Here is a 26490-nt window from a genome sequence, read left to right on the forward strand (position 1 = left end):
ACTAGAGAGTGAACCATCACCCCAAAAGGCGCACTTTATGACAAATAAACAACCGAATTCAGTTGATTTATCCGCATAGCGGACGTACCGGCACACCCAGTTTTGGGTATCCATCAAGCTACCAGCTTCACAGCCTGTGTTTGCGCTGTGCACCCCGTGCGAAAAAACGACCAGAGACCGAATAAAACCCCACAAATTCCCCATAAACTGTTCAAATATGGGAAAGTTGAAATGACCCCATTTTTCCCCGCAACGTACGCGGGCTCGTGAGAGGTAAAAGAGATGTCCGAATCCAAGTGGAAAGTCATTGGCGCCAGCGGCTTCGTTGGTTCCTCCATCGTCGCGCGTCTGAACGCAGAAGGTATCAGCGTCGACCCCATCGAGGCACCTCGACTCGCAACCCGCGCCCTCGACGTAGACAGCATCATCGACGAAGCAGACCAGCTTGAAGGCATCATCGACTCCCTCGCAGAAGCCTTCGCCGGCGCGCAGGTCGTCGTCAACGCGGCGGGCCTCGCAGCACCCAATATGCAAGATCTGCCCCCGCTCGTCGGCGCAAACGCCCTGCTTCCCGCCGTAATCGCCATCGCCGCGCAGCGCACCGGCGTGCGCCGCGTCATCCATCTCTCCTCCGCAGCTGTACAGGGCCCGCGCCTCGTGCTGGATGATTCCGAAGAGACTAACCCGTTCAGCGCCTACTCCTTCTCCAAGGCACTCGGTGAAGAAGCGCTGCTCGACCTGCAGGACTACTTCCTCGAAGAGCACCCCGACTGCGCACCCGAACTGTGCATCCTGCGCGCAACCAGCGTGCAGGGCCGCGGCCGACGCACCACCGAACTCTTCGCCAAGATGGCCTCCTCCCCCTTCGCATCCGTTGCGGGTGCGGGCACCGGTAAGTCCCCGGTCTCCAGCGTGCACGCCCTCGCAGAATTCGTGGTCATGCTCGGCACTTTCCCCGGCGAGCTACCCACCATCGTGTTGCAGCCCTGGGAAGGTGCAACCGTCGCCTCCGCATCCGTGGACGCTGGTCGCCGCCACCCGCGCCGCCTGCCCGAGTGGCTCTGCCGCGCGGCCGTCAAGGCGGGCTACACCGTCTCCGAACTAATGAACGACAAGTTCGCAGGATCCGTACGTAAGGTCGAGGTCATGTGGTTCGGCCAGGGCATCGACGACTCCTGGGCACGTGACAACAACCTTCTGCCCACCCCGCGCGTGCGTGAAGTACTGCGCAACGCCCACACCGCGCTGGGTAAGAAGAAGGACCGCCGCTTCGAGAAGAACTAAGCAGACACCTGATTCGAGCTTCACGCTCCAGGGCTTGTCAACGTTATAAGACATAAAGGGAACGCCCGATATATCAGCTGATATATCGGGCGTTCCCTTATACGTTTAATGCTCACAAAAGCTTTAGAGCTGGTCCTCCGGGGCATCCTTCTGCTCGGTCTTTGCCTCAGCTTCAGTCTTGGTAGCCTCAGTCTTAGCGTCTTCAGCCTTAGCTTCTGCCGGCTTAGCCTCGCTCTGAGCGGGTGCACTCTGAGCGGCAGTCTCAATCTTCGACTCGCCAAAGACCAGCGCGCGAGCAGTATCAGCAGGAACCGGGTGGGTCTGCGGCTCATCCGCACGAACCGGCTTCGGAGTGTTGTCACGGTAGCCGCGCGAACGCTCCTGATCCACGCCAGTGCTGAAAGCAGAAGACAGAGCCGAAGTAGCGCCCAGCAGAGACGCAGCGACAGAACCGGCAACCGGTGCCGAAGCGCGACGAGCAGGCTCACCGCTCACAGTGTGGGTGCTGTCCCACTGCTCGTACGCCTCATCCAGGTCAGCCTGCTCATCCAGAGCACGCTCAGAAGGAGTCGACTCAGACGGCGCAGAAGAAGCAGTCTCAGCTTCCTCAACCTTACGAGCTGCCTGCTCGTCAGCCTCCGCACGAGTCAGAATGGTCGGAACGACCTCACGCAGCTCCTCCACTGAAATTGCGCCCTCACGAACCACCACGTAGGGGAAGGAAGTGCAATCCAGAATCGTCGACGGTGCCGGGTCACGCTCAGTCACCACGACCACGCCGTCCTCATTCGGCTCAGATTCAAGCGGCTTAGGACGAGCGCCACCGTCAATCACCACGGCAACGTCCTCACCCAGGGAATCCATGGCGGTCTGTGCGTCCAGTGCGGCTTCTTGACCGGTCTTGTTCGCGCTCGAAACCGCCAGCGGACCGTGCTCAGTCAGCAGCTTCAGGGCGAACTCATCATCGGGAACACGGACGGCAACAGTACCGCGGGTCTCACCCAAATCCCAGCTCAGTGACGGGTACGCGTGAAGAATGATAGTCAGCGCGCCGGGCCAGAAGCGACCACCCAGATCGTAAATATCGTCCGGAACGTCGTCGACCACGCCAGCGAGCGCAGCAAGATCAAAGATCAGCACGGGCGGCGGCATGGTGCGGTCGCGGCCCTTATCTGCCAGCAGCTTGGCAACGCCCTGATGCGAGAAAGCATCGGCGGCAATACCGTAGACGGTATCGGTGGGCATCACAATCGTGTCGTGCGCCTTCAGCGCCTCGCGGGCAGCTTCGATGGCCTCGCGGGTCTCAGTTTCAGTCGTTACGGGGTACAGCTTTGCAGTCACGGGTCTTATTCTCTCATGTTTTTCTGGATGCGGCGAGACACCGGCACCCACAACGCGCCATGTGGAAACGCTCTTCCGGGGGTTCGCCATATTTCACCGGCTCTGGGCTGGTTACTGGGGCGGACGCGTTGCCTTCACGCAGTCCGGCACGGGCTAGGTGGTGCATTTACTAGTCTAAAGGCTCTAGTGGGCGCGGTTTATAACCGACGCTATGACGCGGACGATTATTCAGGTCACGCACCGGGTAGCAGCCCTCGAAGCCAACACGCGCCAACAGCTTGGCGACGGCTTCTTCCTGGGTGTCGTCGTGCTCCATGATGAACAGACCGCCGGGGGCAAGAAGCTCGAAGGCGCGGGCGGCAATTGCGGAGGGCATCTGCATGCCGTCCTCTCCCCCGCCGTACAGCGCCATGTCCGGGTCGTGCAGGGCGGCTTCCGGGTCGGCGGGTACGTTCGCCGGTGGAATGTACGGAGGGTTCGAGAGTACCGCGTCGAAGGTTCCGGTAAGCTCGGGCAGGGCGGTGAGGGCGTCCCCCTGTACCAGGTGCACGCCGAGCGGCTCCAGGTTTTTACGGGTGTAGGGGATGGCCTCTTCGGAGAGTTCCACCGCGAACACCTGGGCGTTCGGCAGTTCGCTCTTGATTGCCGCGGCGATAGCCCCGGAGCCGGTGCATAGGTCGACGATGCGCAGCGCACCGGTTGCCGAAGCGGTACCGGTTGCCGATTTGGCGCGTGCGTTCAGCACTTTGAGGGCTTCTTCGACGAGTAGCTCGGTCTCGGGGCGGGGTACGAACACGCCCGGCCCAACCGACAGCTCTAGGCGGTAGAAGGGAGCGGAGCCGGTGATGTGTTGCAGCGGTTCGCGGCAGCCGCGGCGGGCAACCAGCGCCTCGTACTCTGCGACCTGGCCGGGGGTGAGCCGTTCCCCCATCAGCGCGGCGTGCTGGAGGCGCGAGCGTGAGCCGTCATAGAGCAGGTGTGCGGCGAGTAGCTCAGCATCGACGCGGGGGCTGGGCACCTGCGCCAGTGCCGCGGTGGCGCGCGTGAGTACCTGCGCGAGTTCTTCTCCGCGCGGGTCGTGCACATTCACCTTCATGAGCTCTCCTTATGCTCTCTTCTACCTTTAGAAATTATCCCCTTTTAGGAATTGCCCTTGGACATGTCTAAATAGCGGCTACGCTAGCTCGTATTGTTTGCTTTCACAACCGATATTTCCTCGCTAAGTAGCACCTCACAGAGTACCATTCCTCCGATTCCCTAATTAGTCGATGCGGGTAGCTAGTTTCTCAGACCGGACTATCCGTCATCCAAAAGAAGACAATAGAACCCAGCAAACTTTGCATCTGCCGAGGATGGAGGGGCAGCCGTAACAGCCTGTCACGACCACCCCTCCCCTACACGCTATGCGCTACGGGGATATCCCGTAGACGCTCCGCCCTAGTACCAGAGGTCCTCACCCCGATAGTTTGGGTCGCCTCCGCCGCAGTAAGTGCACTCACTATCGCAATAAGCTGCACCGCATGTTTCACCGGGAATTCCGATAGACAGGTACTCGTAAGTTCCCTTTAGATAGGATGCTTCATGCCAAAGAAGAACCTCGAACGGCGTGGTCTCTTTCGTTTCCCGGTGCAGAAGCCCCGCGAGTGACTCCAACCGGTCAACAACCGCACGGGTAGCGGTGCGCATCAGCCAGCTCCGATCGTCTCGTTCCTCGTACCAGGACGGGTAAACCTTGAACGGATCGGACGGGCTAATCCTGTCCGGAGGGGAAACGTCGGTGGATTTGCTGAAGAAGTACCCCGAATCCACCAGCGCCAACACCATGTGAGGTGCCGTAGCATTCAGCAATTCGGAAGGATACGGCTCATCAGCCAGCGGCGGAAAATACCAGCGGAACCAGTAGCTCCTAGCGCTATGCACCCCTTCAAAGAACTCCGGATGGCTCTCCTGAAGCTCCGCATATTCCTTTGAATACTTGAGAGCGTTCAGAGAGTCCGCCACCTCCGGAGTAATCGGTAAGATGTAAGCCACCGCCCCGCCAAAGTTCCACGTCTGCTGATGCCTAGCATCCGGCCAGTGGTTGGAAATCAGCTTCTTCTGCAGATACCTGCCGAGATAAACATAGTTGTGGTCCTTCACCACAACCACGTTCTCGTAGACCACCTTCACAATACGCGGGCCGTCAGAGGTCAGCACATGGTCACCGATACGGCATACGATTTCTCGGCCTTTGCCGTCTCTCGTCATCATGGTGACGGAGGTATGGTCGAGAGTTGCCCCCAGGTAAAAAGCGTGCCGGCAGATGACGGGGTACCTAATCTTCTCGCCCTCCCAGTCATAGCAGGTCAAGACAATATCAAGTGGGTCATCTTCCCTCACCTCGCCGGTAAAGACGTACCGATCATCCCAATACTCATAGGGTTGACCAACGCGAGAACGGTTCAGCAACCGTGCCGAGAACTTTGAGCCTTCCACTCCCACGACTTCAAGAACAAGCAGCTCGCGTCCGTCTTTACCATCGTCCAAATCACTAATTTCGACAAGGATTCCATCACCCGGTTGAAGGTCAACAATAACGCCCATATTCTCTGCCTTTCGCTCAATAGCTAACCAAAAATCATCAGTATCTAAATCTCAAAAATTACCGGTGCCGGGCTACGCTGCCCGGCACCCCTAAATCGGCTTCCATCTTTTCTCTATTCGTTTTTCAAAGAACACTGCTACCGGAGGCTCTCACCCGCGATAAACCCCACGGCAACGCTAGCTACACCTCTAGTCTAGGGTGAAGCTTTCAAACACGCGCGGCGTTTGGTCATTCACCGCTCGACGCCCGGTGATAGGCGCAAAAAAGGCGCGCGAGTTCAGCAATCAAGCTAAACTCACGCGCCTATACCGGTCTGCTATCGCAAACCCAAAGCCACTAACAAGTGAAAGTTATACAGAACTACTTCTGTTCCTGGCCCACCTGAGCGAGGCGGTGCGCCTCATCCATCTCAATAGCGGACTGAACCACAGGCTCCAGGTCACCATTCAGTACAGCATCCAGGTTGTACGCCTTGTAGCCGGTACGGTGATCCGCAATGCGGTTCTCTGGGAAATTGTAGGTACGGATACGCTCCGAACGGTCCATAGTACGCACCTGCGAAGCACGGTGCGCCGCGTTCTCAGCGTCAATCTGCTCCTGCTGGTGAGCCAGCAGTCGCGCACGCAGCACGCGCATTGCAGCTTCACGGTTCTGCAGCTGAGACTTCTCATTCTGCATCGCCACGACAATACCGGTCGGCAGGTGGGTAATACGCACCGCCGAGTCGGTGGTGTTCACCGACTGACCACCGGGGCCCGAAGAACGGTACACGTCAATCTTCAGGTCGTTCTGGTTAATCTCGATTTCCTCGGGCTCATCCACCTCAGGGAACACCAGAACACCAGCAGCGGAGGTGTGGATACGGCCCTGAGACTCGGTCGCCGGAACGCGCTGCACGCGGTGCACGCCGCCCTCGTACTTCAGGTGCGCCCACACGCCCTCAGCAGGCTCATTCGAGGAACCCTTAATAGCGATCTGTGCGTCCTTGTAACCGCCAACATCGGTGCTGGTCGAAGAAATAATCTCAGTCTTCCAGCCCTTGTTCTCGGCATAACGCATGTACATGCGCAGCAGGTCACCAGCGAACAGAGCCGCCTCGTCGCCACCAGCACCAGCCTTCACCTCAAGAATGACGTTACGGCCATCATCCGGGTCACGCGGAATCAGCAGGCGGCGCAGCTTCTCCTGAGCAACCTCCAGCTCCTCCTCCAGGCCGGGAATCTCCGCCGCAAAATCCGGATCCTCATCAGCCATCTCGCGAGCAGCCTCAAGGTCATCCTTCAGCGAAGTGTACTTGTTGTACGCAGTCACAATACCGGTCAGCTCCGCGTAACGGCGGCCCACACGGCGTGCCTTACCCTGATTCGCCTGCACGGCGGGGTCAGCCAGCTGATTCTGCAGGTCAGCGTGCTCATCCAGCAGAACCTGAATAGATTCAAACATTCTGTTCTCTCTTCCATCTCCCGCACTTTACGCCGCACGGGCAGGCACTAGACATCTCACACCCCTGGCAGGGATGCACAAAACGAACGGCTCACGCGCCCCACCCACAATGAGGAGGTGGGGCGCGTGAGATACGAGCCTTAGTCGACCAGACGCAGACCGTTCTTCTGAACCGTCAGAAGGAACTCCACGTTGCTTTCAGTCTTACGCAGCTGGTTGGTCAGAACACCCAGAGCCTGCTCAGGCTCCATACCCGCCAGGGCACGGCGCAGACCCCACATAATCTTGATCTCATCCGGGGAGAGCAGGTTCTCCTCGCGGCGAGTACCAGAAGCGTTAATATCAACCGCCGGGAAGATACGCTTATCCGCCAGCTGACGGGACAGGCGCAGCTCCATGTTACCGGTGCCCTTGAACTCTTCGAAGATCACTTCATCCATCTTCGAGCCGGTCTCAACCAGGGCGGTAGCCAGGATGGTCAGCGAGCCGCCCTCTTCAATGTTGCGGGCTGCACCGAAGAACTTCTTCGGCGGGTACAGTGCGGCAGAATCCACACCACCGGACAGGATACGACCGGATGCGGGAGCCGCCAGGTTGTATGCGCGGCCCAGGCGGGTCATGGAGTCCAGCAGCACGACCACATCGTAGCCGAGCTCCACCATACGCTTCGCACGCTCAATAGCCAGCTCAGCCACAGTGGTGTGATCCTCAGCGGGGCGGTCGAAGGTCGAGGCAATAACCTCACCCTTGACGGTGCGCTGCATATCGGTCACTTCTTCAGGACGCTCATCCACCAGGACCATCATCAGATACACGTCCGGGTTGTTCACGGTAATCGCGTTCGCAATGGACTGCAGCATGAGGGTCTTACCCGCCTTCGGCGGAGACACAATCAGACCACGCTGACCCTTACCAATCGGGGACACCAGGTCAACCACGCGGGTGCCCAGCTTCTTCGGGGTGGTCTCCAGGCGCAGACGCTCCTTGGGGTACAGCGGAGTCAGCTTCGAGAAGACGCGGCGGTTCGCTGCTTCCTCAACGCTCTGACCGTTAATCGCCTCAACCTGAACCAGCGCGTTGAAACGCTGGCGGCTGTTCGACTCACCCTCACGCGGCACGCGAATCGCGCCGAGCACGTGGTCACCCTTACGCAGGTTGTACTTCTTCACCTGAGCCAGGGAGACGTACACGTCGTTGGTGCCGGGCAGGTAGCCGGTGGTACGCACGAAAGCGTAGTTATCGAGAATGTCCAGAACACCCGAAATCGGTGCCAGCACATCGTCTTCGCTCAGGCGAGGCTCGTTCTCCTCGCGGCGGCGAGCCTGCTTCTCAGCACGCTCAGCCTGACGGTCACGCTTGGAACGGCGCTCAGTACGCTCGGTGCGCTCGGCACGCTCTGCGCGTTCTGCACGCTCAGCAGCCTTACGCTCGGCACGTTCGCTACGCTCAGTGTTGCGCTCAGCACGCTCAGCCTGACGGTCACGCTTAGTGCGGCGCTCGGTACGCTCACCATCCTGGTCGCGGCGACGCTCACGAGTGCGGGTACGCTTCGAGCTCTTCTCACCGTCGGGGGTGCCAAAAGTCATGTCTAGGGCAGCGTTCAGGCTGTCCAGGCTCGCGGTGCCGTCAGCGGTAGCAGCCTTCAGCTCAGCAGAGTTACCGGGCAGGTCAATCTGCTCCGAACGCTCGCCAATACGCTCAGCGGCCAGCTCAGCGCGCACATCCAGCGGAGGAAGCTCAGCGGGATTCTCGTCCTTACGGGTGCGGCGGGTACGCTTCTCCGGCTTCTCGTTCATCTCAGCCGATGCGTCCTCACCCTCAGCGGCACGGCGAGCGCGCGCACGCTTCTGAGCGGGAGTCTCGTAACGGGAAGAACGGGTACGCTTCTCAGCCTTCTCAGCGCCCTCAGCGGGGGCTTCAGCAACCTCAGCTTCGGTCTTCTCAGTCTTCGCAACAACCTTCTCTGCCTTTGCCTCAGCGTCCTTCTGGGCGTGAGTGCGGCGAGTACGGCGCGGCTTAGAGTCTTCAGTCTTCTCAGCGCCCTCAGCGGAGGCTTCAGCAGCCTCAGCGGGTGCCTCAGACTTAGATGCTTCAGACTTAGACTTTTCAGACTTGGGCGCAGCAGGAGCGGCTACGGCGCCACCACGCTGATGCTCCTCAAGAGCCTGAACCAGCTCAGCCTTCTTCAACTTCAGATAGCCGCGGATACCAAGCTGCTGGGCGAGGACACGCAGCTGCGCGACCTTCAAGTTTGCAAGTTCCGGTGCGGCAGCTGCCGTACCGTACTCATCGGTGACAACAATATTCTTTGCCAACTACAATTCCTTTGGTTATAAGCCCTGAAAATCTTCAGAATAAAGATCGGGCGGGCGCTATAGCGCGGTCAAAGGTTTAGACACTGCCGAAAGAAAACAGCAGTCTGCACCTTCGACTCCCTCGAACCGCACTGGAGGCGATTCGCGTCTCTTACCGTACCCGCTGATTCAGACACAGCGAGCACACACGGAAGATAAGGCGCTCTATCACAAATGTGGGCAAGCCCAAACCATCATCTATACAAACCATCTACGCGAGATGAAGAGGATGGATTGGTCACTTTGAAAGGGCACCCGCCGCGAAACCGAATCTCTAAGAAAAAGTCTTCCCCTATGCGTCAGAAATAAAGAAAGACATGAATCCCAAAGGCGCTCCCCCGAACCTTGCCGACTCCCACCCAGATACAAAAGCATCTGAGGTATTAGGGGAAACGGAAATACGTTACGAAGGATAGTATCGACGGTCTACATTGAACGACGGGCGAACCTCAACGTAGGACGAACTAATAACGTCCTACTGAGTAACTATAACACCTTCAGTATCAATTTCAAGGGGAAGAACCCGCCAGTTCAGGCGGCGATCCACAATAGCGCTACACGGGTGGGTCGCCTCAAACTCGGCAATAGCTTCCTGAACCTGTCGCACCTGCTCATCGCCGTGCGCAAAGGTCAAAACGGTCGGGCCAGCACCAGAAATCACCGCCGCAAAACCCTGACCGCGCAGGTACGCCACCAGCGCAGCCGACGGCTCCATCGCGGTCACGCGGTAACCCTGATGCAGGTAATCCACGGTCGCATCCATCAGGTACTCGGGAGCATCAGAGAGAGTGCGCACCAGCAGCGCCGCACGAGCCGAGTTCGCCACCGCCTCAACGTGGGGCATCTGCGTAGGAATCAGCGAACGAGCAAGCTTCGTCGACACCTCATAATTGGGCACAGCCACCACGGGGTGAACATCAGGATGCACCGGAATAATCAGGGACTTCCAATTGCCCATCTCACCCCAGGACACCGACAGGTTGCCGTAAATCGCCGGCGCCACGTTATCCGGGTGGCCCTCCATATCGGAGGCGACCTGCAGCATCTGCTCACGGCTCAGACGGTGCTCCTCCGGTAGCAGACCGCTCGCCGCAGCCACACCCGCCACAATAGCCGACGCCGAAGAACCCATACCTCGAGAATGCGGAATCTTATTATCAGCAATCAGCTTCACCGGCGGCAGCTCATCCAAACCAGCCGCCGCAAAACCAGCCTTCATCGCCTGCAAAACCAGGTGGCTCTCATCGCGAGGAACATCCGCGCTACCCTCACCGCTGAGCTCAAACTCCAGGCCGGACTCAATACGCTCAACAACCAGCTCATCATAGAAGCCAAGACCCAAACCCATGCTGTCATAGCCGGGGCCCAAGTTAGCGCTCGTAGCGGGAACGCGAACCTTAACGGACGCGCCCACCGGAATATCAGAAATATGCAGGGAAGACATGAGAAGAACCTCGCGATCGGTGACGTAATGAGTGAATAGGTGAAAGATACAAAAAGGGGCTGTCATGCAGGTGCACCCCGCCCCGCAAAATGCGGGACGGAGTGCACATCGTAGTATGAACAGACTAGTTCAAATCAAGAATATCTGCCACAGCAACCACGTCAAAGGGAGCCTTGGTCGGCTCAACCTTCACACCGTTAACAGCCTCAAGAGCCCACTGCGGATCCTTCAGACCGTGACCGGTCACGGTAATCACGATGGTCTTACCCTCGGGAGCTTCACCCGCGCGGTGCTTCTTCAGCAGACCCGCAACGCCAGCAGCCGAAGCCGGCTCCACGAAGACACCCTCGCGGGCAGACAGCCAGCGGTGCGCCTCCAGAATCTCCTCATCGGTGACAGCCTCAATCACGCCGCCAGACTCGTCACGAGCAGCTTCAGCCTTCTCCCACGACGCGGGGTTACCGATACGGATCGCGGTCGCAATGGTCTCAGGAGCCTCAATCGGGTGACCAGCAACGATCGGTGCAGCACCAGCAGCCTGGAAACCCCACATGATCGGACGCTTGGTCGCAACCGGCTCCAGAACCTTACCGTCACGGTTGGTGTAAGGCTCCGAGTACTCCTTGTAGCCCTTCCAGTACGCGGTAATGTTACCCGCGTTGCCAACCGGCAGCAGGTGGTAGTCGGGAGCGTCACCCAAGGTGTCAACAACCTCAAACGAACCGGTCTTCTGACCCTCAATACGGTAAGGGTTGACCGAGTTCACCAGGAACACCGGGTAGTTCTCGCTGAGCTTGCGAGCAATCTCCAGGCAGTTATCGAAGTTGCCGTCAATCTGAATGATGTCAGCGCCGTGAGCAATAGCCTGAGACAGCTTACCCATGGAAATCTTGCCGTCCGGAACCAGCACTGCACAGCGCATACCAGCCTGCAGAGCGTACGCAGCAGCCGAAGCGGACGTGTTACCGGTCGAAGCACACACAACAGCCTTCGCACCGTCACGCTTAGCGGCGGTCATCGCGCTGGTCATACCGCGGTCCTTGAACGAACCAGTCGGGTTCATACCCTCAAACTTCAGGTAAACGGTGTTACCGGTCTCAGCAGACAGTGCCGGCGCGTGAATCAGCGGGGTACCACCCTCGCCCAGGGTCACTGCCTTCACATCGTCTGCGAAGGGCAGACGGTCACGGTACTCATTGATAACGCCCTGCCACACGTGTGCCATTGGCTTCTCCTTCAATCTTGGCGCCCCGCCCGCCGGACCTTCCATAGGTTCGACGCGGTAGCGGGGACGCGGGTTCGTTCGTGAGCGATGCTTCTACACGCGAGCATCGCACGTTTAGTAAGCGGCGCGTGCCGCACGACGCTTTCGCGCCCAGTAATTCTCAGCGCTTAGTGCTTCTCAGACTCCACGCGGATGACCGAGTTCACCTCACGCACAGTGTCCAGAGCGTCAATCACAGCAATCGCACGGCGCAAATCGGAATCCTTCGCAGAGTGGGTCACCATACGAATCTGAGCCGCACCCTCCTTCGGGGCGGACTGACGCAGAGAATCAATAGAAATACCGTGCTCAGTCAGGATGCGGGTAATGTTCGCCAGAACGCCCAGGCGATCCTCCGCCACAACACCCACCGAGTAGCGAGACACCACGTTATCCAGGCTGGTTGCGTGCAGCTGCGCGTGAGAAGTCTCCGGGACACCGGGACCACCCAGCACCAGACGACGAGCCAGGGACACGAAGTCACCCAGAACAGCCGAAGCAGTCGGAGCGCCACCCGCGCCGGGACCGTAGAACATCAGCTCGCCAGCGTTCTCCGCCTCAACGAACACAGCGTTGAATGCACCGTGCACGCCCGCCAGCGGGTGCTGACGAGGAATCAGGGTCGGGTTCACGCGAATGTTCGCGCCGTTCTCACCCTCGCGCTCGCAAATAGCCAGCAGCTTGATGACGTAGCCATCAGCATCCGCGGCAGCAACATCATCAGCGGTGATGGAAGTAATGCCCTCGGTGTGCACATCATCAATAGTGAAAGTCGAGTGGAACGCCAGCGAAGCAACAATCGCAGCCTTCGACGCGGCATCGTGGCCCTCAACGTCAGCGGTCGGGTCAGCCTCCGCGTAGCCGAGCTTCTGAGCCTCAGCCAGTGCGTCCGCGAAGGATGCGCCGGTGGTGTCCATCTGGTCAAGAATGTAGTTGGTGGTGCCGTTCATGATGCCCAGAACGCGGGTCACACGGTCACCAGCCAGGGAGTCACGCAGGGGGCGCAGAATCGGGATAGCACCCGCAACAGCAGCCTCGTAAGAGAGCTGAGCACCGGACTCATCAGCGGCAGCCTGCAGCTCCACACCGTGCTTAGCCAGCAGCGCCTTGTTGCCGGAGACCACGGACTTGCCCGCCTTCAGGGCACGCAGAATGCGGGTGCGAGCCGGCTCAATACCGCCGGTCAGCTCGATGACCACATCCGCCGCATCAATCAGGGATTCAGCGTCGGTGGTGTACAGCGAGGGGTCCGCATTCCAGTGGCGGGATGCATTAGTATCGCGCACAGCAATACCGATCAACTCCACGGGGGCGCCAATGCGCTTTTCAAGGACGGCGTTATCCTCGACCAGGATGCGAGCAGCCTGGGAACCGACATTACCGGCACCAAGCAGTGCTACTTTGATCTTTTCAGCCACGATAGTCTCTTTCTACGGTCTGTTCCGGGTTCGCCCCGGTATCTCTTCGGGCTACGGTGTGGATGCGGCGCAGAGCACGCACTCAACAACCACTTTATCAAGAGGCGGGGACGGCTCAGCAGCCTCAAGCTGCGACTTTTACTCTCTGAGATGAGGTATCCCTCACAGTTATGAGGTGAACCTTATCTTCTGTCATGTTGTGAACGCGCAAAACCGTGAAGCCCCGCCCGCAACCGCCACCTCACGGCACGCATTGTAGAAACGGGAACTTCACGGCTTTTCATGATGTCAGACAGGGTTCTTAGATTTCCGACCCCATATCCAGAGCCAACATATCATCCTCACGCTGACGGCGAATCATCACGCGCGAAGGCTGACCCTGCGCGGTCGCAATCACCGGCGGACGAGTCAAGAAGTTATAGTTCGAACCCAGCACATAGCAGTACGCGCCGGTTGCCGGAACCGCCAGAATATCGCCAGCCTGCAGGTCAGCAGGCAGGTAGCAGTAGCGAACCACCACATCGCCAGACTCGCAGTGCTTACCCACCACGCGAGAGAGCACCTGCTCCCCCGCCGGGGCGCGATTGGCCAGGGTCACCGAATAATCCGATTCGTACAGCACCGGGCGGGCGTTATCGCTCATACCGCCGTCCACAGAAACGTAGCGGCGCACGCGAATCTCGCCGTTTTCGTCCTCAATGCTCACGTTCTTGATGGTGCCCACCGTGTACAGGGTCGCGCCCGAGGGGCCCGAAATCGAGCGACCAGGCTCGAAGGACATGTGCGGAATCGCCATGCCCAGGCGCTCGCAGGTCGCCGCAACCGAAGCGGCGATGGATTCGGTCACCTCGGCGATGGAGCGGGGGCGATCCGCCTCGGTGTAGGCGATGCCGTAGCCGCCGCCCAGGTCCAGCTCCGGCAGGGTCACGCCCAGGTCACGGTTGAGGCGGTTCATGAACTCCAGGGCGGTAGTTGCCGCCTGCTCGAAGCCTTCCGCCTCAAAAATCTGCGAACCAATATGGCAGTGAATACCGCGGAAATCCAGGGAATCGGTCGCATTCAGAATCACAGCAGCCAGCGCCGCGTAAGAATCGGTCGCTTCAACACCCCAGTGTTCCATCTCTGCTTCGTCCAGGCCGGCAAGCGCAGCGGTACCGGGTTGCAGGGACATGCCGAACTTCTGGTCCTCGTGAGCGGTCGCAATGGACTCGTGGGTGGAGGCGTGCACGCCCGGGGTGATGCGAATCAGCACCGGAACGGGCGGGTAGGGCTCCTCACCCTCAGCCACGCGCTCGGCGGCCAGCTCGGCGTACACCCGCTCAATCAGCTTGATTTCGTCCACCGAATCGGCCACCACGCGACCCAGGCCGCTACGAATCGCACGGGCAATCTCGGCCTCAGATTTGTTGTTGCCGTGCAGGGCGATGCGCTCACCGGGCATGCCACCGCGCAGAGCCAGCGCCAGCTCACCACCGGAGGCGGTGTCCAGGCACAAGCCCTCCTCACGAACCCAGCGAACAACCGCGGTGGAGAGGAAGGACTTGCCGGCGTAGTAAACGCTCACCTTCGCACCGTGCGCGGCGAAAGCCTGCTCAAAAGCGGTGCGGTAGGCGCGGGAGCGGGCGCGGAAAGTGGTCTCGGAGAAGACGTACTGCGGGGTTTCGTGCTCAGCAACCAGGTCGCTGACGGTCACGCCGTCAATGCAGAGCTCGCCCTGCTCATTGCGGGTGAAGGAATCAGCCCAGATGGTGCGGGACAGGGCTTCGGGGTGCTCGGGGTAGGTGAGCCATTCGGGGGCGTAGAGGGCGCGGGCTTCGCTCATCGTGTCTCTTTCTTAGCTATCTTGCCGGCATACGTTCAACCCCCGCCCCGGTAGCACCGGGTCGGGGGTTGAAACGAGAGTATTACATGCGCTCGGGTGCGCTCACACCCAGCAGGTTCAGGCCGTTAGCCAGCACCTGCTGTGCCGCGTTGTTCAGCAGCAGGCGGGTACGGTGCAGGTCGGTGACCTCTTCATCCGCCTTGGGGGTGACGCGGGAGACACCGTACCAGCTGTGGTACGCCGAAGCGAGCTGTTCCAGGTAGCGGTTCACACGGTGCGGCTCGTAGAACTTCGCGGCATCACGCACAGCAGCGGGGAACTGGCCGAGTACAGCCAGCAGCTCACCGTCAGCAGCCGAGTCGAGCAGGGAGGTATCCACGCCGTCCTCAACCTTCACGCCAGCCTCCGCAGCATTACGTGCCACAGCGGCGGTACGTGCGTGAGCGTACTGCACGTAGTAGACCGGGTTCTCGTTGCTCTTGGAAGTCAGCAGGCCCAGGTCAATATCGATGGGGGTGTCCACCGAGTAGCGAGTCAGCTCGTAGCGAGCCGCGTCAACACCCACAGCCTCGACCAGGTCCTCGAGGGTGACCACGGTGCCGGCACGCTTGGACATGCGGACGGGCTTGCCGTCCTTGACCAGGTTCACCAGCTGACCGATCATGACCTCAATCTGGTCGGCGCGGTAACCAAGAATCTGGGCGATAGCCTTCAGACGGCCCACGTAGCCGCTGTGGTCAGCGCCGAGCATATAAATCGCCACGTCAGCGGGGTTTACTGCACGGGTCATCTTGTCCTGATAGTAGGCGATATCACCCGCCACGTAGGCGTGGTTGCCGTCAGACTTAATGACCACACGGTCCTTATCATCGCCGTAGTCGGTGGTGCGCATCCACCATGCGCCGTCAGCCTCGAAGAGCTGACCATTCTCGCGCATGGTCTCAAGCAGGGCGTCCACCTTGCCGCCTTCGAACACGGAGTTCTCGTGGAAGAACACGTCGAAGTGGGTGCCGAATGCCGCCAGGGACTCCTTAATCTGATCGAACATCAGGTGAGTACCGATTTCGCGGAAAATCTCTTCGGGGTTCTCAGCCTCAAGCGCGTCGGGGCGCTGAGCCAGAATCTGGTCCTTAATGTCAACAATGTACGCGCCAGCGTAGCCGTCCTCGGGGGTCTCCTCACCGCGGGCAGCGGCAATCAGGGAGCGCACGAAACGGTCAATCTGGGTGCCGTGGTCGTTGAAGTAGTATTCGCGCACGACGTTAGCGCCCTCAGCCTCAAGGACGCGGGCGAGCGCATCACCGACGGCAGCCCAGCGAGTACCGCCCAGGTGGATGGGGCCGGTGGGGTTCGCGGAGACGAACTCAAGGTTAATGGTCTTACCGGCGAACTTGTCGCTACGGCCGTATGCTTCGCCAGCCTCAACGATGGTGGCGGCAAGCTCACCAGCAGCTGCGGCGTCCAGGGTAATGTTCAGGAAGCCGGGGCCAGCAATATCTACGGATGCAACACCGGCGATGGCGCCAATCTTCTCTGCCAGAAGAGCTGCTGCCTCACGCGGGTTCTTGCCCACCTTCTTGGCGAGCTGCAGAGCGACGTTGGTTGCCCAGTCGCCGTGTTCGCGGGACTTGGGGCGCTCCACTCGGACGGCGGGCAGTTCAGCGCCCTCCACGAGGGTCAGCTGGCCGGAGGAAATGGTTTCTTCAAGGGCAAGCGCAATGGCTTCGGAGAGTTCTTCAGGAGTCATAACAAACTATTCTAGCAAGCCTTGGCAGGTGCCTGACCCTTTATCTAGTGCTTATCTGATACCATAGGTGGGTTGCCTCTGTAGCTCAGCGGATTAGAGCACCAGTTTCCGGTACTGGGGGTCGAAGGTTCGAATCCTTTCAGGGGCACGATGTTCTTATTCGAGAGGGAACACGGGAGCCGATATCCGAGGCGTATTGTTCGGGTATCGGCTCCTTTTTATTTATCCGCTCACCTTGTTATGCATAAAGCCTGCGCCGGGCGGCCGTTCCCGCCAGCTCCCTCTTCAACCTCAGACTTCAACCTCAGAGGGTGGACACTACCCGCTCCCCTGTTGTGGCAGCGCTAACTACCTTGAGAGAATGGGGAAACGCGCACACCGTTCACATCAGCACGGCCCAAGTCACGACAGCGGAGGTAACCCGATGACCACCATGCGCCAGATTCAGCTCACCGAATGGGGCGATGAAAGCGTTCTGCACGAAGCAAACGTGTCCATCCCCTCGCCGGTGCGCGGTCACGTGCTCATCAAGACGGTTGCCGCCGGTGTGAACCCGATTGATGTGACCACTCGCAAGGGTCTGGGTCCCGCCGCTCAGCTGGCAGATCCGTCGTACAAGCCCTTCGTACCCGGCTGGGATGTTGCGGGCACCGTGGTTGCTACCGCCGGTGACTACACGGGTTTTAAGGTGGGCGACGGCGTATTTGGTCTTGTTTCTTTCCCTTCCCCCGCCGGTGCGTACGCCGAGTATGTTCTCGCCCCGGCGCATCAGCTGGTGAAGGTGCCCGCCGATGTTCCCTGCGCACAATTGGGTGGTGCTCCCCTGGCGGCGCTGACCGCGTACCAGGCGCTCTTCGAAGTGGCGCGGCTGAAGGAAGGCGAGCGCGTGCTCATTCACGCCGGTGCCGGAGGGGTCGGTCACCTCGCCGTTCAGCTGGCGGCGCAGGCTGGCGCTCAGGTTTTTGCGACCGCCTCCGCGGCGAACCACGAGTTTGTGCGCTCGCTGGGTGCCCAGCCCATTGATTACCGCACCGAGGATTTCCGTGCCGTACTGGGTCAGACCATGGATGTGGTGCTCAATTCCACCGGTCAGCAGACCTTCCTCGATTCGCTGGAGGTACTGGTTCCCGGCGGCCGTATTGTTACCCTGACCAGCCCCGACCCGCTGGATGTTGCGCGTGAGCGCGGCTTCGAGGCGCAGTGGCTGACGGTTCACCCGGACCATGTGCAGATGCAGGAGATTGCCCGCCTCATGTCCTTGGGTCTGTTGAAGGTGCACGTGGATCAGGTGCTTGATTTTTCGCAGGCTGCGCAGGCTCACGCCCTGGTGGCGACGGGACGCACCCGCGGCAAGATCGTACTGGTTCCCTAACGAGGTGCTGATCCATGCAGACTTCTGAGAGCGCGCCGGAGATTGAGAGCACAATGAACACTGAGGGCGCATCGAAGATTGAGGGCGCACCGCACGCTGAGGGCGTGCCGACCATTGAGAGTACCGAGTACCGCTCCGGTTTTTACCGCGAGGCGGGCTTTTATGACGCCCACTCGCTACCCGATTACGGTGCGCAGTCGCCGGTAACTCGCGAGGCGTTCGCCTACGACTTCTTCCCCGCGATCGGGGATATCTCTTCCCCCGCGCCTCTGCTGGTGTGGGTTCACGGTGGTGCCTGGCGCTTCGGCACCAACCAGGCCCTACGCGACACCATCCTGCGCACCCCTGACGGGGAGCAACCCAATACCCAGGCGCTCATGCGCGCCGCTTTTCAGCAGGCAGGCTGGGCGGTCGCGTCCATCAACTACCGGTATTCGCATCAGGCGCTCTTCCCGGGCGCCCTGCACGATGTGAAGGAGGCGGTGCGTTTCTTCCGCGCCAACGCGCACGAGTTCGGTATTGACCCGCAGCGCATTGCGGTAGCGGGCGGAAGCGCCGGCGGGCACCTGAGCATGATGGCTGCACATACGGGAGATTCCGCCGCCGGTGACTCTGCATCTGGGGATTCTGCATTTGGGGATTCCGCGAGCGCACCCGAGCACGACGAATACTATGAGGGCAGGGCGGCGAGCGCCTACCCGTCCCATAGTTCGCAGGTGGCGGCGGCGGCTTCGTTTTACGGGGTCAGCGATTTGAGGACCATCTTCACCGATCGGCCCCTGGCTGGCTACGCTCTCGACCACCCCGAGGATGACGGCGCCGAATGGCGGCTGCTGGGAAGCACCCACCCTGTCCCCGCTGACGTGTCTGCTATCGACGCTTCCAAGGGCGAGCGGGCGGTTCCGGGTGTCTGCATCGAGCGTGCCCAAAAGAACTGGGAGCGTGCGCATCCTATTGATGCGGTACGCCCCCAGAAACGAGTGAATAAGATCGAAAGTGCCTCTGCACAGGGTGCGAGCGGCGGCGCCACTGCCCTGATGCTTGTGCACGGTATTAGTGATTCGTGTGTGCCGTACCAGCAATCGGTGCGGGTGTATCAGGCGCTGCGCACGCGGCAGGTGCCTACCGATTTGGTGCTGGTTCCGGATGCCGAACACGGGGATTCGCGCTGTTTTAGCCCCGAGATTGTTCAGCAGATGCTGCAATTTCTGAACCGTACTGTCTGATCAGAGTGATTGATCAGAAAGTAATCGGCCAGATGCGGGTTTAGCGAACGCGGCGGTTCACGTATTCGTGCTCAAGGCGGTAACGTTCGAGGTCATCAAAAGCAACGCGACGGTGCGTGTTAATGCGCTCGAACGGAATATCTCCGCGCTCCAGCAGGCGAACAACGGTCGGGCGGGATACGCCCAGGTAGTCTGCTGCCTCCTGCGTGGTCATCAGGCGGTCCTGGCGTACCACGCAGACATCCTTGCGGTCGGCGAATGCGCGCGCTACGGAGGTGAGGGGTCCGTACATTTCGGGAGAAATCTGTACGCGCTCGCCGTCGCCGGTCACCAGGTAGAGGGTTTCTTCGGCGCTGAGGCGGTCGAAGTGGGTGCGCAGACTCGCGTGAACGAGGGCTTGGAAGAGTTCTTCGCAGCGGTGGTGAATTTCTTCGTGCTGTCCGTCTTCGCAGCAATCCAACACTGCAACACGTGTTGCCGGGTACGTCTTTGGTGATGGCATAGTCACTCCTTCGTTACTGTGTTATTCACCACTGTAGCAGTTGAACGAAACTATCGAAAGAAAGTTAAGAAGCGCAGTTAATTCGCATCTACGGTGCATAAAATTCAGATGAATAATTATTAACTCTCTTAATAGCATTTGATGTCATTTATTGTACATTAAATGCTCTCCTGGTGTCAGTATTCCACCACCACCCACCCCGGGGTTCCCGCGGACAAACCCAAATATGACAAACAAAGCACGCCCCAAGCTCACCGCGGGCAAGGCGAGTACACTGGATAGGATATGTCTGAGCAGAAATCCACGAAGAAACACGCAGATACTTCTAAGGCCCCCGCACCGCCCCCACCATGGCGAGCATGGCCGCCGCAATCCATGCGGCAAAGGTACGATCCTCCGAAAAGACCGGTGCAAAAACCGGCGAAAAGACCGCAGATAAAACCGCTGAGAACAACGCGGTAAATAACGGCGCCCCGAAGAAGGGTGCGCAGAAGAACAGCGCAGACCGCAAGAACTCCTCCCGCGGTGCCTCCGAACGCAGCTCCAACGCCTCCCGCTCTACCCGACGCGGAGGCGGTCCCAACCGCGCCCGCAAGCAGGGCAACCAGCAGGGCGGCAACCAAAGCAACCAGGGCAACCAGCAGGGCGGCAATCAGCAGAACCGCCCGGCACCGCGCCGCTACGAGCCGCTCATCCCCGAGGTCATCACCTACCCCGAAGAGCTGCCCGTCAGCGAACGCCGCGAAGACATCATGAACGCGATCCGCGACAACCAGGTCGTCATCATCGCGGGTGAAACCGGCTCCGGTAAAACCACCCAGATCCCCAAAATGTGCCTCGACCTGGGCCTGGGCGCAAAGGGTCTCATCGGCCACACCCAGCCGCGCCGACTCGCCGCACGCTCCGTCGCCGAACGCATCGCCGAAGAACTCGGACAGAAAATCGGCGAAACCGTCGGCTACCAGGTGCGATTCACCTCCGAAGTTGGCGAACACAGCGCCATCAAACTCATGACCGACGGCATTCTGCTCGCCGAAATTCAGAACGACAAGCTGCTGCGCCGCTACTCCACCCTCATCATTGACGAGGCGCACGAACGCAGCCTGAACATTGACTTCATCCTCGGCTACCTCAAGCGCATCCTGCCGCAGCGCCCGGACCTGAAGGTCATCATCACCTCCGCGACCATCGACCCCGAGCGTTTCGCACGCCACTTCTCCCCCAGCTACGTGCCGGGCAAGGGCATCGTTGACGAAAACCTCAGCGCCGAAGAACGCGAAATCGCCGAAGCAATCCTGCCCGACGACGCGCCGCCCATCATTGAGGTGTCCGGCCGAACCTACCCCGTGGAAATCCGCTACCGCCCGCTCGACGAGGAAGACTACCTCAGCGACGACGAAATCGAAGACGACCACGACCCCACCGACGGCATCCTCGACGCCATCAAGGAACTCTCCAAGGAAGCCCCCGGCGACATCCTCATCTTCTTCTCCGGTGAACGCGAAATCCGCGACGCCAAAGACGCTATCGAGGCAATGGTCGCCAAGTCGCCGCGCCTGAACTACGAAGTGCTGCCCCTGTACGCGCGCCTCTCGCTCGCCGAACAGCACCGAGTGTTCTCCCCCGGATCGCGCCCGCGCATCGTGCTCGCCACGAACGTTGCCGAAACCTCGCTGACCGTGCCCGGCATCAAGTACGTCATCGACACCGGCACCGCACGCATCTCCCGCTACTCGGCACGCACCAAGGTGCAGCGCCTACCCATCGAACGCATCTCGCAGGCAAGCGCCAACCAGCGTTCCGGCCGATGCGGCCGCGTCAGCGACGGCATCGCAATCCGCCTCTACTCCGAAGAAGACTTCAACTCGCGCCCCGAGTTCACCGACCCCGAAATTCTGCGCACCAACCTCGCAGCCGTCATCCTGCAGATGATCGCAATCGGCGTGGTCCGCGAACCCGGCGACATCTCCCGCTTCCCGTTCGTGCAGCCGCCCGCATCCCGCGCCATCAACGACGGCGTGAACCTGCTCCGCGAACTCGGCGCGCTCACCGAACGCCCCCGCGGCCCCCGCAAGGGCCGCGGCAACAGCGCAACCCTCACCGCCATCGGCCGAGCCATGGCGGCATTCCCCGTGGACCCGCGCCTCGCCCGCATGATCATCGAAGGCGGCCGCCGCAACTGCGCCAAGGAAATGATGGTGCTCGCCGCAGCCCTGACCATCCAGGACCCGCGCGAACGCCCCGCCGACGTACGCGCCGAAGCAGACGCCATGCACGCCCGCTTCATCGACGACACCTCCGACTTCTCCTCCTTCCTGCTGCTCTGGGACTACATCAACGAACAGCAGGCGGCACTGTCCTCCTCGCAGCTGCGCAAAATGTGCCACCGCGAATACATCAACTACCTGCGCATCCGCGAATGGCAGGACCTCTTCGCCCAACTACGCGAAATGGGACGCACCGCCAACATCCACGCCAGCGGCGGCAGGGACATCAACGCCTCCGCCCACGAAATCGACATCCACAAGAGCCTGCTCTCCGGCCTGCTCTCCCACGTGGGCGTCAAGGAAGAACGCGAAAAGGACTCCAAGGGACGCAACCGCGGCCCCCGCGAATACCTCGGCGCACGCGGCACCAAATTCGCGATCTTCCCCGGCTCCGGCCTGTTCAAAAAGAGCCCCGACTGGGTGCTCTCCGCCGAACTCGTCGAGACCTCCCGCCTGTGGGCGCGCACCAACGCCTCCATCGACCCGCAGTGGATTGAAGAAATCGGCAAGCACCTCATCAGCGTGCAATACTCCGAACCGCACTGGTCGCTCAGCTCCGGCGCGGCAGTCGCATACGCCAAGGGCACCCTCTTCGGCCTGACCATCTACGCCGACCGCCCCGTGCAGTACGCCCGCGTAGACGCCGCCGCAGCCCGCGAACTGTTCATCCAGTCCGCCCTCGTCGAAGGCCAATGGCACACCCAGCACAAGTTCTACCTGCGCAACCAGCGCGCCCTCGCCGAAGTTGAAGAACTCGAAGCACGCCTGCGCCGCCGCGACCTGCGCGTAGACGACTCCGTACTCTTCGCCTTCTACGACGCACGCATCCCCGCCCACGTGACCGATGTGCGCGCCTTCGACAAGTGGTGGAAGCAGGCACGTCTCGAAGACGACAACTACCTGGACTTCAACCCCGAAAAGCTCATCAACGAGGAAGCCGCCGACTACGACGACTCCCAGTTCCCCCGCCAGTGGGTGCAGCGCACCGACAGCGGCGAACTGACCCTCGACCTGCGCTACGAATACGCCCCCACCGCCGGCATCGGAGGCGCCCGCACCGACGCCGCCAAGCGCGACGGCGTAGCAGTCCAGGTACCCATCCTCTTCCTCAACCAGCTGAGCCCCGAACCGTTCCGCTGGCAAATCCCCGGCCTGCGCCACGAACTCGTCACCGCACTCATCAAATCGCTCCCCAAGGCGATTCGACGCAACTTCGTGCCCGCACCCGACGTGGCACGCGCCGCCTGCGCCGCCCTCGAGGAAGACTACTCCCCCGCAACCGACGAGTTGCTCCCCTCCCTCGCGCTCGTGCTGCGTCGCCTGCGCGGCGTGGTCGTCGAGACCGAGGCCTTCAACTGGGACGCCGTGCCCGAACACCTGAAAATGGGATTCCAGGTGCGCAACGCACGCAACAAAATCCTCGGCGAAGGCAAGGACCTGCGCGCCCTGCAACAGCAGCTCCACAAGGAAATCCGCAGCGCCCTCGCCGACTCGCTCGGCGCATCCGACGACACCATGGCAAAAATGGTGGCGCTCGCCCAGGGCGGCTCGGGTAACTCGGGTAACTCGGGCAGCTCCGCGGCTTCCGCCAAGAAGGGCGTGAAGAACGCTCAGAGCGGCACCGCCCAGGTAGCCGATGCGCACGGTTCGCAGGTGCGCGAAATCAGCGGCCTCACCGAATTCCCCGCCGACCTCTTCCCCAACGGAGAAATCCCCCGCAAGGTACAGCGCATCATCGCCACCCAAGCGGTCAACGGCTACCCCGCCCTCGTAGACGAAGAAACCAGCGTAGGCCTGCGCATCTTCCCCACCGAAGCCGAACAGCTCCACTCCCAGCGCCGCGGCATCATCCGCCTGCTCCAACTGCAGGTGCCCTCGCCCGTACGCTACGTGAGCGAACACCTCTCCCACAAGGAGAAAATCGTCTTCACGCAGAACCCGCACGGCTCCATCGACGAACTCATCCGCGACTGCACCGTCGCGGCGCTCGACCACCTCGTGCCGCACACCCCCATCTTCACGTACGCCGAATACAGCGAACTCTACGAGCACGTACGTGCCGAACTCATCGAGACGGTCTTCGACGTCACCAAGCTCGTCGCCGAAATCCTCTCCGAAGCCACCGCGCTGAAGAAGGCCATCAAGAAGGCAACCTCGCTGACGACCATGCACGCCGTCTCCGACGTGAAGGCACAGATGGAGAACCTCGTCTACCCCGGATTCGTGGCGAAAACCGGCTACGACCAGCTGGTTCACATCCCGCGCTACCTCAAGGCCGCCCAGGTGCGCCTGACGAAGCTCGGCCCGAACCTGCACCGCGACAACCAGCTCATGCTCACCGTGCAGGACCTTGAGGATTCCTACGATAACGCGGTCAAGTCGCTGCCGGCCGGCACCCTCGTGCCGGATGCGCTCCGCCGCGTGAACTGGATGATTGAGGAGCTGCGCGTCAGCTTCTTCGCTCAGGAGCTTGGTACCGCCTACACGGTGTCTGAGAAGCGCATTGCGAAGGCTCAGCGTGAGGCGCTGGACGCCATCAAGCGCTAGGTAATACAAAGAGTCCCCCGCACGATCACCTCGTGTGGGGGACTCTTTCGTATCTATGGGTTTCAGTGCCCTGTGGGTCGGCAGGCTATGCACTTCCTCCGCTCCTGCAGGGGCACCCGCCGCCCCGGACGCTCCGCTCTTCCTTGCTTCGCTGCGGAGAGCGCCCGGGGCGGCACCCTGATGTCGCTTCCGGAAGGCATAGCCGTCTCCACGCGCGAAGTAGCAAGAACGTGCAGAGGGGCCGGTGTCCTCCGTAGTGACATCAGGGTGCCCGAAGCGAAGCGAGGGCGGGTTCCCTGTAGGAACGAGGAGGATCACCGCCCCTCAAGCATCCCAAGCCGCTTGAGGAAACATGCGGCGCACCGCCCTTCAAACACCTCTAGGTCGGGGTTGTTAGGCTGTAGCCTCGCAGAAAGTTACCGTCACCGAACCGTTACCGCGCTCGCGCATCCACTGCGGCGCGTTCTCAGCCGAAACAATCGCACCCTCACTCACGGACGGGGCGATGTACGAGCCGCCCGCGCCACCGGCGCCGCCCTGCATCGTGTAGCCCAGGCCCTGGCGCACACCGGTCGGGCTGTTCAGCCACTTCTGGGTCAGCACAATCGAGGAAACGGACTGTGCCGCGCCGGAACCGCCGCCTCCGTAACCTGCGCCGCCACCGCCGGACACCACGGACTGGTAGCCGTTGAAGTTCTGCGCGTACGCACCCTCATCGTTGTAGATGTCCAGGTCCCAGCTGCGGTCCTCGTAGGTGCCCTTCTCGTGCACGCTGGCGGGGTTCTCATCCAGCTGGTAGGAGTATGCGCCCGCACCATCGCCGCCGTTGCCCGCGAAGCCGCTCGTGCCCGCGTTACCGGCAACAAACTGGCTGAATAGCACCTGGTTGTTGGTGGTTTCAAAGCCGATGATGGGGCCGCTAGCCGGCAGAGTGCCTGCCGCGCCGCCTGCACCGCCTATACCCGCTGCGCCGCCGAAGCCGGAGTTGTAGGTCAGGACCTTGGAACGTTCCGCATTGTAGACTTCGTAGCCGGGGGTGCCGTTGGAGCCCGCCGCTGCGGAGGCGCTACCCGCCGCATCGAACTGCGGGGATGCGTCCGAGCCGAGGGGCGCCACACCGGCGTCGATCTGGCCGTTCAGGTTGGAGTACCAGGGGTCTGCGTAGGACACGCCGGAGGTGGTCATGCCCGCGCCGCCACCGCCACCTGCTACAGCTACGACGACGCCGTCGATGAGCAGTGCGGAGGAGCCGCCGCCGGATGCAGCGTACACCTGAGTCTTGGAGTTAGCCGGGTCCGCGTACTTGGTGTCGACCTGCGCGGTGATGTTGCCGGGGATGGTATAGGCGGGTACGGATCCGCCGTTGCCGTAGCCTTCACCGCCTGCAGTGGGGGTGAGGGAGCCGTCACCGATACCGCCTGCTGCGGCGATGATCTGCACGGTGGAGCCGGGGGTGACGGGGATGATGCCGCTGACCTTCGCGCCGGAACCGGCGGGGGTCATGCGGTTGTTGGTGCCGCCTGCGCCGCCGACCAGCTCGAAGCGGAGCTTGTGGACGTTGTTGGGCACGGCGAAGCTCTGCACGGTCTTGGTTCCTTCGTCGGTGCCGGAGATGCTGTAGGCAGGGTGTGCGGCAAAGGTGCAGTCTGCGGCGACGGACGCTGCGTAGGAGGGGATGGTTGCGGAGGCTGCGACGACGGGTGCCGCCCAGGCTGCACCGGCGACGAGCTTGCGGCGGGTCAGGGAAGTAGACATGGTATGCCCTTGAATTCGGTTGGGGTGATGTGTGTCGCGGATGCGGGACCCTGTAGGTCTGCGCCCGGACGCTGAGGAAAAGCATACCTTGAACCTCAGCTTTAACATAAATCCCAGGTA

At 61.0% G+C, this 26490-nt stretch carries 16 protein-coding genes and 1 tRNA gene; 5 read left to right on the forward strand and 12 right to left on the reverse strand.

Annotated features, from left to right (window positions below):
- The first annotated feature begins 282 nt into the window (after positions 1–282).
- Entirely contained in the window at positions 283–1284 is a 1002-nt protein-coding gene (locus tag LPB405_RS01480; protein WP_219101662.1) for an NAD-dependent epimerase/dehydratase family protein, read from the forward strand.
- A gap of 123 nt (positions 1285–1407) precedes the next feature.
- On the opposite strand, the gene LPB405_RS01485 is transcribed toward LPB405_RS01480, so the two are convergent.
- The 10 genes from LPB405_RS01485 to argS form a co-directional block, all read right to left on the reverse strand.
- Positions 1408–2625, reverse strand: coding sequence for an L-threonylcarbamoyladenylate synthase (locus LPB405_RS01485; RefSeq protein ID WP_219101663.1), 1218 nt, complete (start codon positions 2623–2625; stop codon positions 1408–1410).
- Positions 2626–2794: 169 nt separating this feature from the next.
- The gene (gene prmC, locus LPB405_RS01490) at positions 2795–3721 is read right to left on the reverse strand and encodes a peptide chain release factor N(5)-glutamine methyltransferase (RefSeq protein ID WP_219101664.1); all 927 of its coding nucleotides are present in this window, start codon (positions 3719–3721) and stop codon (positions 2795–2797) included.
- Positions 3722–4062: 341 nt separating this feature from the next.
- Positions 4063–5208, reverse strand: a complete 1146-nt coding sequence (locus tag LPB405_RS01495; RefSeq protein WP_070593479.1) for a hypothetical protein — start codon at positions 5206–5208, stop codon at positions 4063–4065.
- Between the two features lie 361 nt (positions 5209–5569).
- Entirely contained in the window at positions 5570–6652 is a 1083-nt protein-coding gene (gene prfA, locus LPB405_RS01500) for a peptide chain release factor 1 (protein WP_049337341.1), read from the reverse strand.
- A gap of 140 nt (positions 6653–6792) precedes the next feature.
- A complete protein-coding gene (rho, locus tag LPB405_RS01505) occupies positions 6793–8967 on the reverse strand; it encodes a transcription termination factor Rho (RefSeq protein WP_219101665.1) in 2175 nt (724 codons plus the stop codon).
- A 514-nt stretch (positions 8968–9481) separates the two neighbouring features.
- Positions 9482–10450, reverse strand: a complete 969-nt coding sequence (thrB, locus tag LPB405_RS01510) for a homoserine kinase (RefSeq protein WP_219101666.1) — start codon at positions 10448–10450, stop codon at positions 9482–9484.
- A gap of 124 nt (positions 10451–10574) precedes the next feature.
- Complete coding sequence (thrC, locus tag LPB405_RS01515; RefSeq protein ID WP_044150573.1) at positions 10575–11675, reverse strand: threonine synthase; 1101 nt, start codon at positions 11673–11675, stop codon at positions 10575–10577.
- Between the two features lie 167 nt (positions 11676–11842).
- Complete coding sequence (locus tag LPB405_RS01520; protein WP_219101667.1) at positions 11843–13132, reverse strand: homoserine dehydrogenase; 1290 nt, start codon at positions 13130–13132, stop codon at positions 11843–11845.
- Positions 13133–13433: 301 nt separating this feature from the next.
- Positions 13434–14954 (reverse strand): diaminopimelate decarboxylase, encoded by a 1521-nt coding sequence (gene lysA, locus LPB405_RS01525; RefSeq protein ID WP_219101668.1) that lies wholly within the window; start codon positions 14952–14954, stop codon positions 13434–13436.
- A gap of 82 nt (positions 14955–15036) precedes the next feature.
- Entirely contained in the window at positions 15037–16701 is a 1665-nt protein-coding gene (gene argS / locus LPB405_RS01530) for an arginine--tRNA ligase (RefSeq protein ID WP_219101669.1), read from the reverse strand.
- A 74-nt stretch (positions 16702–16775) separates the two neighbouring features.
- On the opposite strand from argS, the gene LPB405_RS01535 reads away from it, so the two are divergent.
- The 3 genes from LPB405_RS01535 (at position 16776) to LPB405_RS01545 (ending at position 19299) form a co-directional block, all read left to right on the forward strand.
- Positions 16776–16849: transfer RNA gene (locus LPB405_RS01535), tRNA-Arg, on the forward strand.
- Positions 16850–17125: 276 nt separating this feature from the next.
- Entirely contained in the window at positions 17126–18073 is a 948-nt protein-coding gene (locus LPB405_RS01540; RefSeq protein ID WP_219101670.1) for an NADP-dependent oxidoreductase, read from the forward strand.
- A 14-nt stretch (positions 18074–18087) separates the two neighbouring features.
- Positions 18088–19299: an alpha/beta hydrolase family protein gene (locus LPB405_RS01545; protein ID WP_219101671.1), complete on the forward strand. Its 1212-nt coding sequence runs from the start codon at positions 18088–18090 to the stop codon at positions 19297–19299.
- A gap of 40 nt (positions 19300–19339) precedes the next feature.
- Here the strand turns inward: LPB405_RS01545 and LPB405_RS01550 are convergent, their stop codons facing one another.
- Positions 19340–19801, reverse strand: a complete 462-nt coding sequence (locus LPB405_RS01550; protein ID WP_005506503.1) for a helix-turn-helix domain-containing protein — start codon at positions 19799–19801, stop codon at positions 19340–19342.
- Between the two features lie 359 nt (positions 19802–20160).
- Between LPB405_RS01550 and hrpA the strand changes: the two genes are divergently transcribed.
- Entirely contained in the window at positions 20161–24615 is a 4455-nt protein-coding gene (gene hrpA / locus LPB405_RS01555) for an ATP-dependent RNA helicase HrpA (RefSeq protein ID WP_257604944.1), read from the forward strand.
- Positions 24616–25008: 393 nt separating this feature from the next.
- On the opposite strand, the gene LPB405_RS01560 is transcribed toward hrpA, so the two are convergent.
- Positions 25009–26370, reverse strand: a complete 1362-nt coding sequence (locus tag LPB405_RS01560; protein WP_219101672.1) for a hypothetical protein — start codon at positions 26368–26370, stop codon at positions 25009–25011.
- Positions 26371–26490 lie beyond the last annotated feature (120 nt).

This window comes from Rothia mucilaginosa (genome assembly GCF_019334805.1).
GTDB lineage: Bacteria > Actinomycetota > Actinomycetes > Actinomycetales > Micrococcaceae > Rothia > Rothia mucilaginosa_C.

Excerpts from the sequence above, each read along its gene's own strand:
- LPB405_RS01480 (WP_219101662.1), top strand. The coding sequence starts at position 283 with ATGTCCGAATCCAAGTGGAAAGTCATTGGCGCCAGCGGCTTCGTTGGT.
- prmC (WP_219101664.1), bottom strand. The coding sequence starts at position 3,721 with ATGAAGGTGAATGTGCACGACCCGCGCGGAGAAGAACTCGCGCAGGTA.
- LPB405_RS01495 (WP_070593479.1), bottom strand. The coding sequence starts at position 5,208 with ATGGGCGTTATTGTTGACCTTCAACCGGGTGATGGAATCCTTGTCGAA.
- prfA (WP_049337341.1), bottom strand. The coding sequence starts at position 6,652 with ATGTTTGAATCTATTCAGGTTCTGCTGGATGAGCACGCTGACCTGCAG.
- thrB (WP_219101666.1), bottom strand. The coding sequence starts at position 10,450 with ATGTCTTCCCTGCATATTTCTGATATTCCGGTGGGCGCGTCCGTTAAG.
- thrC (WP_044150573.1), bottom strand. The coding sequence starts at position 11,675 with ATGGCACACGTGTGGCAGGGCGTTATCAATGAGTACCGTGACCGTCTG.
- lysA (WP_219101668.1), bottom strand. The coding sequence starts at position 14,954 with ATGAGCGAAGCCCGCGCCCTCTACGCCCCCGAATGGCTCACCTACCCC.
- argS (WP_219101669.1), bottom strand. The coding sequence starts at position 16,701 with ATGACTCCTGAAGAACTCTCCGAAGCCATTGCGCTTGCCCTTGAAGAA.
- LPB405_RS01540 (WP_219101670.1), top strand. The coding sequence starts at position 17,126 with ATGACCACCATGCGCCAGATTCAGCTCACCGAATGGGGCGATGAAAGC.
- LPB405_RS01545 (WP_219101671.1), top strand. The coding sequence starts at position 18,088 with ATGCAGACTTCTGAGAGCGCGCCGGAGATTGAGAGCACAATGAACACT.
- LPB405_RS01550 (WP_005506503.1), bottom strand. The coding sequence starts at position 19,801 with ATGCCATCACCAAAGACGTACCCGGCAACACGTGTTGCAGTGTTGGAT.
- hrpA (WP_257604944.1), top strand. The coding sequence starts at position 20,161 with ATGGCCGCCGCAATCCATGCGGCAAAGGTACGATCCTCCGAAAAGACC.
- LPB405_RS01560 (WP_219101672.1), bottom strand. The coding sequence starts at position 26,370 with ATGTCTACTTCCCTGACCCGCCGCAAGCTCGTCGCCGGTGCAGCCTGG.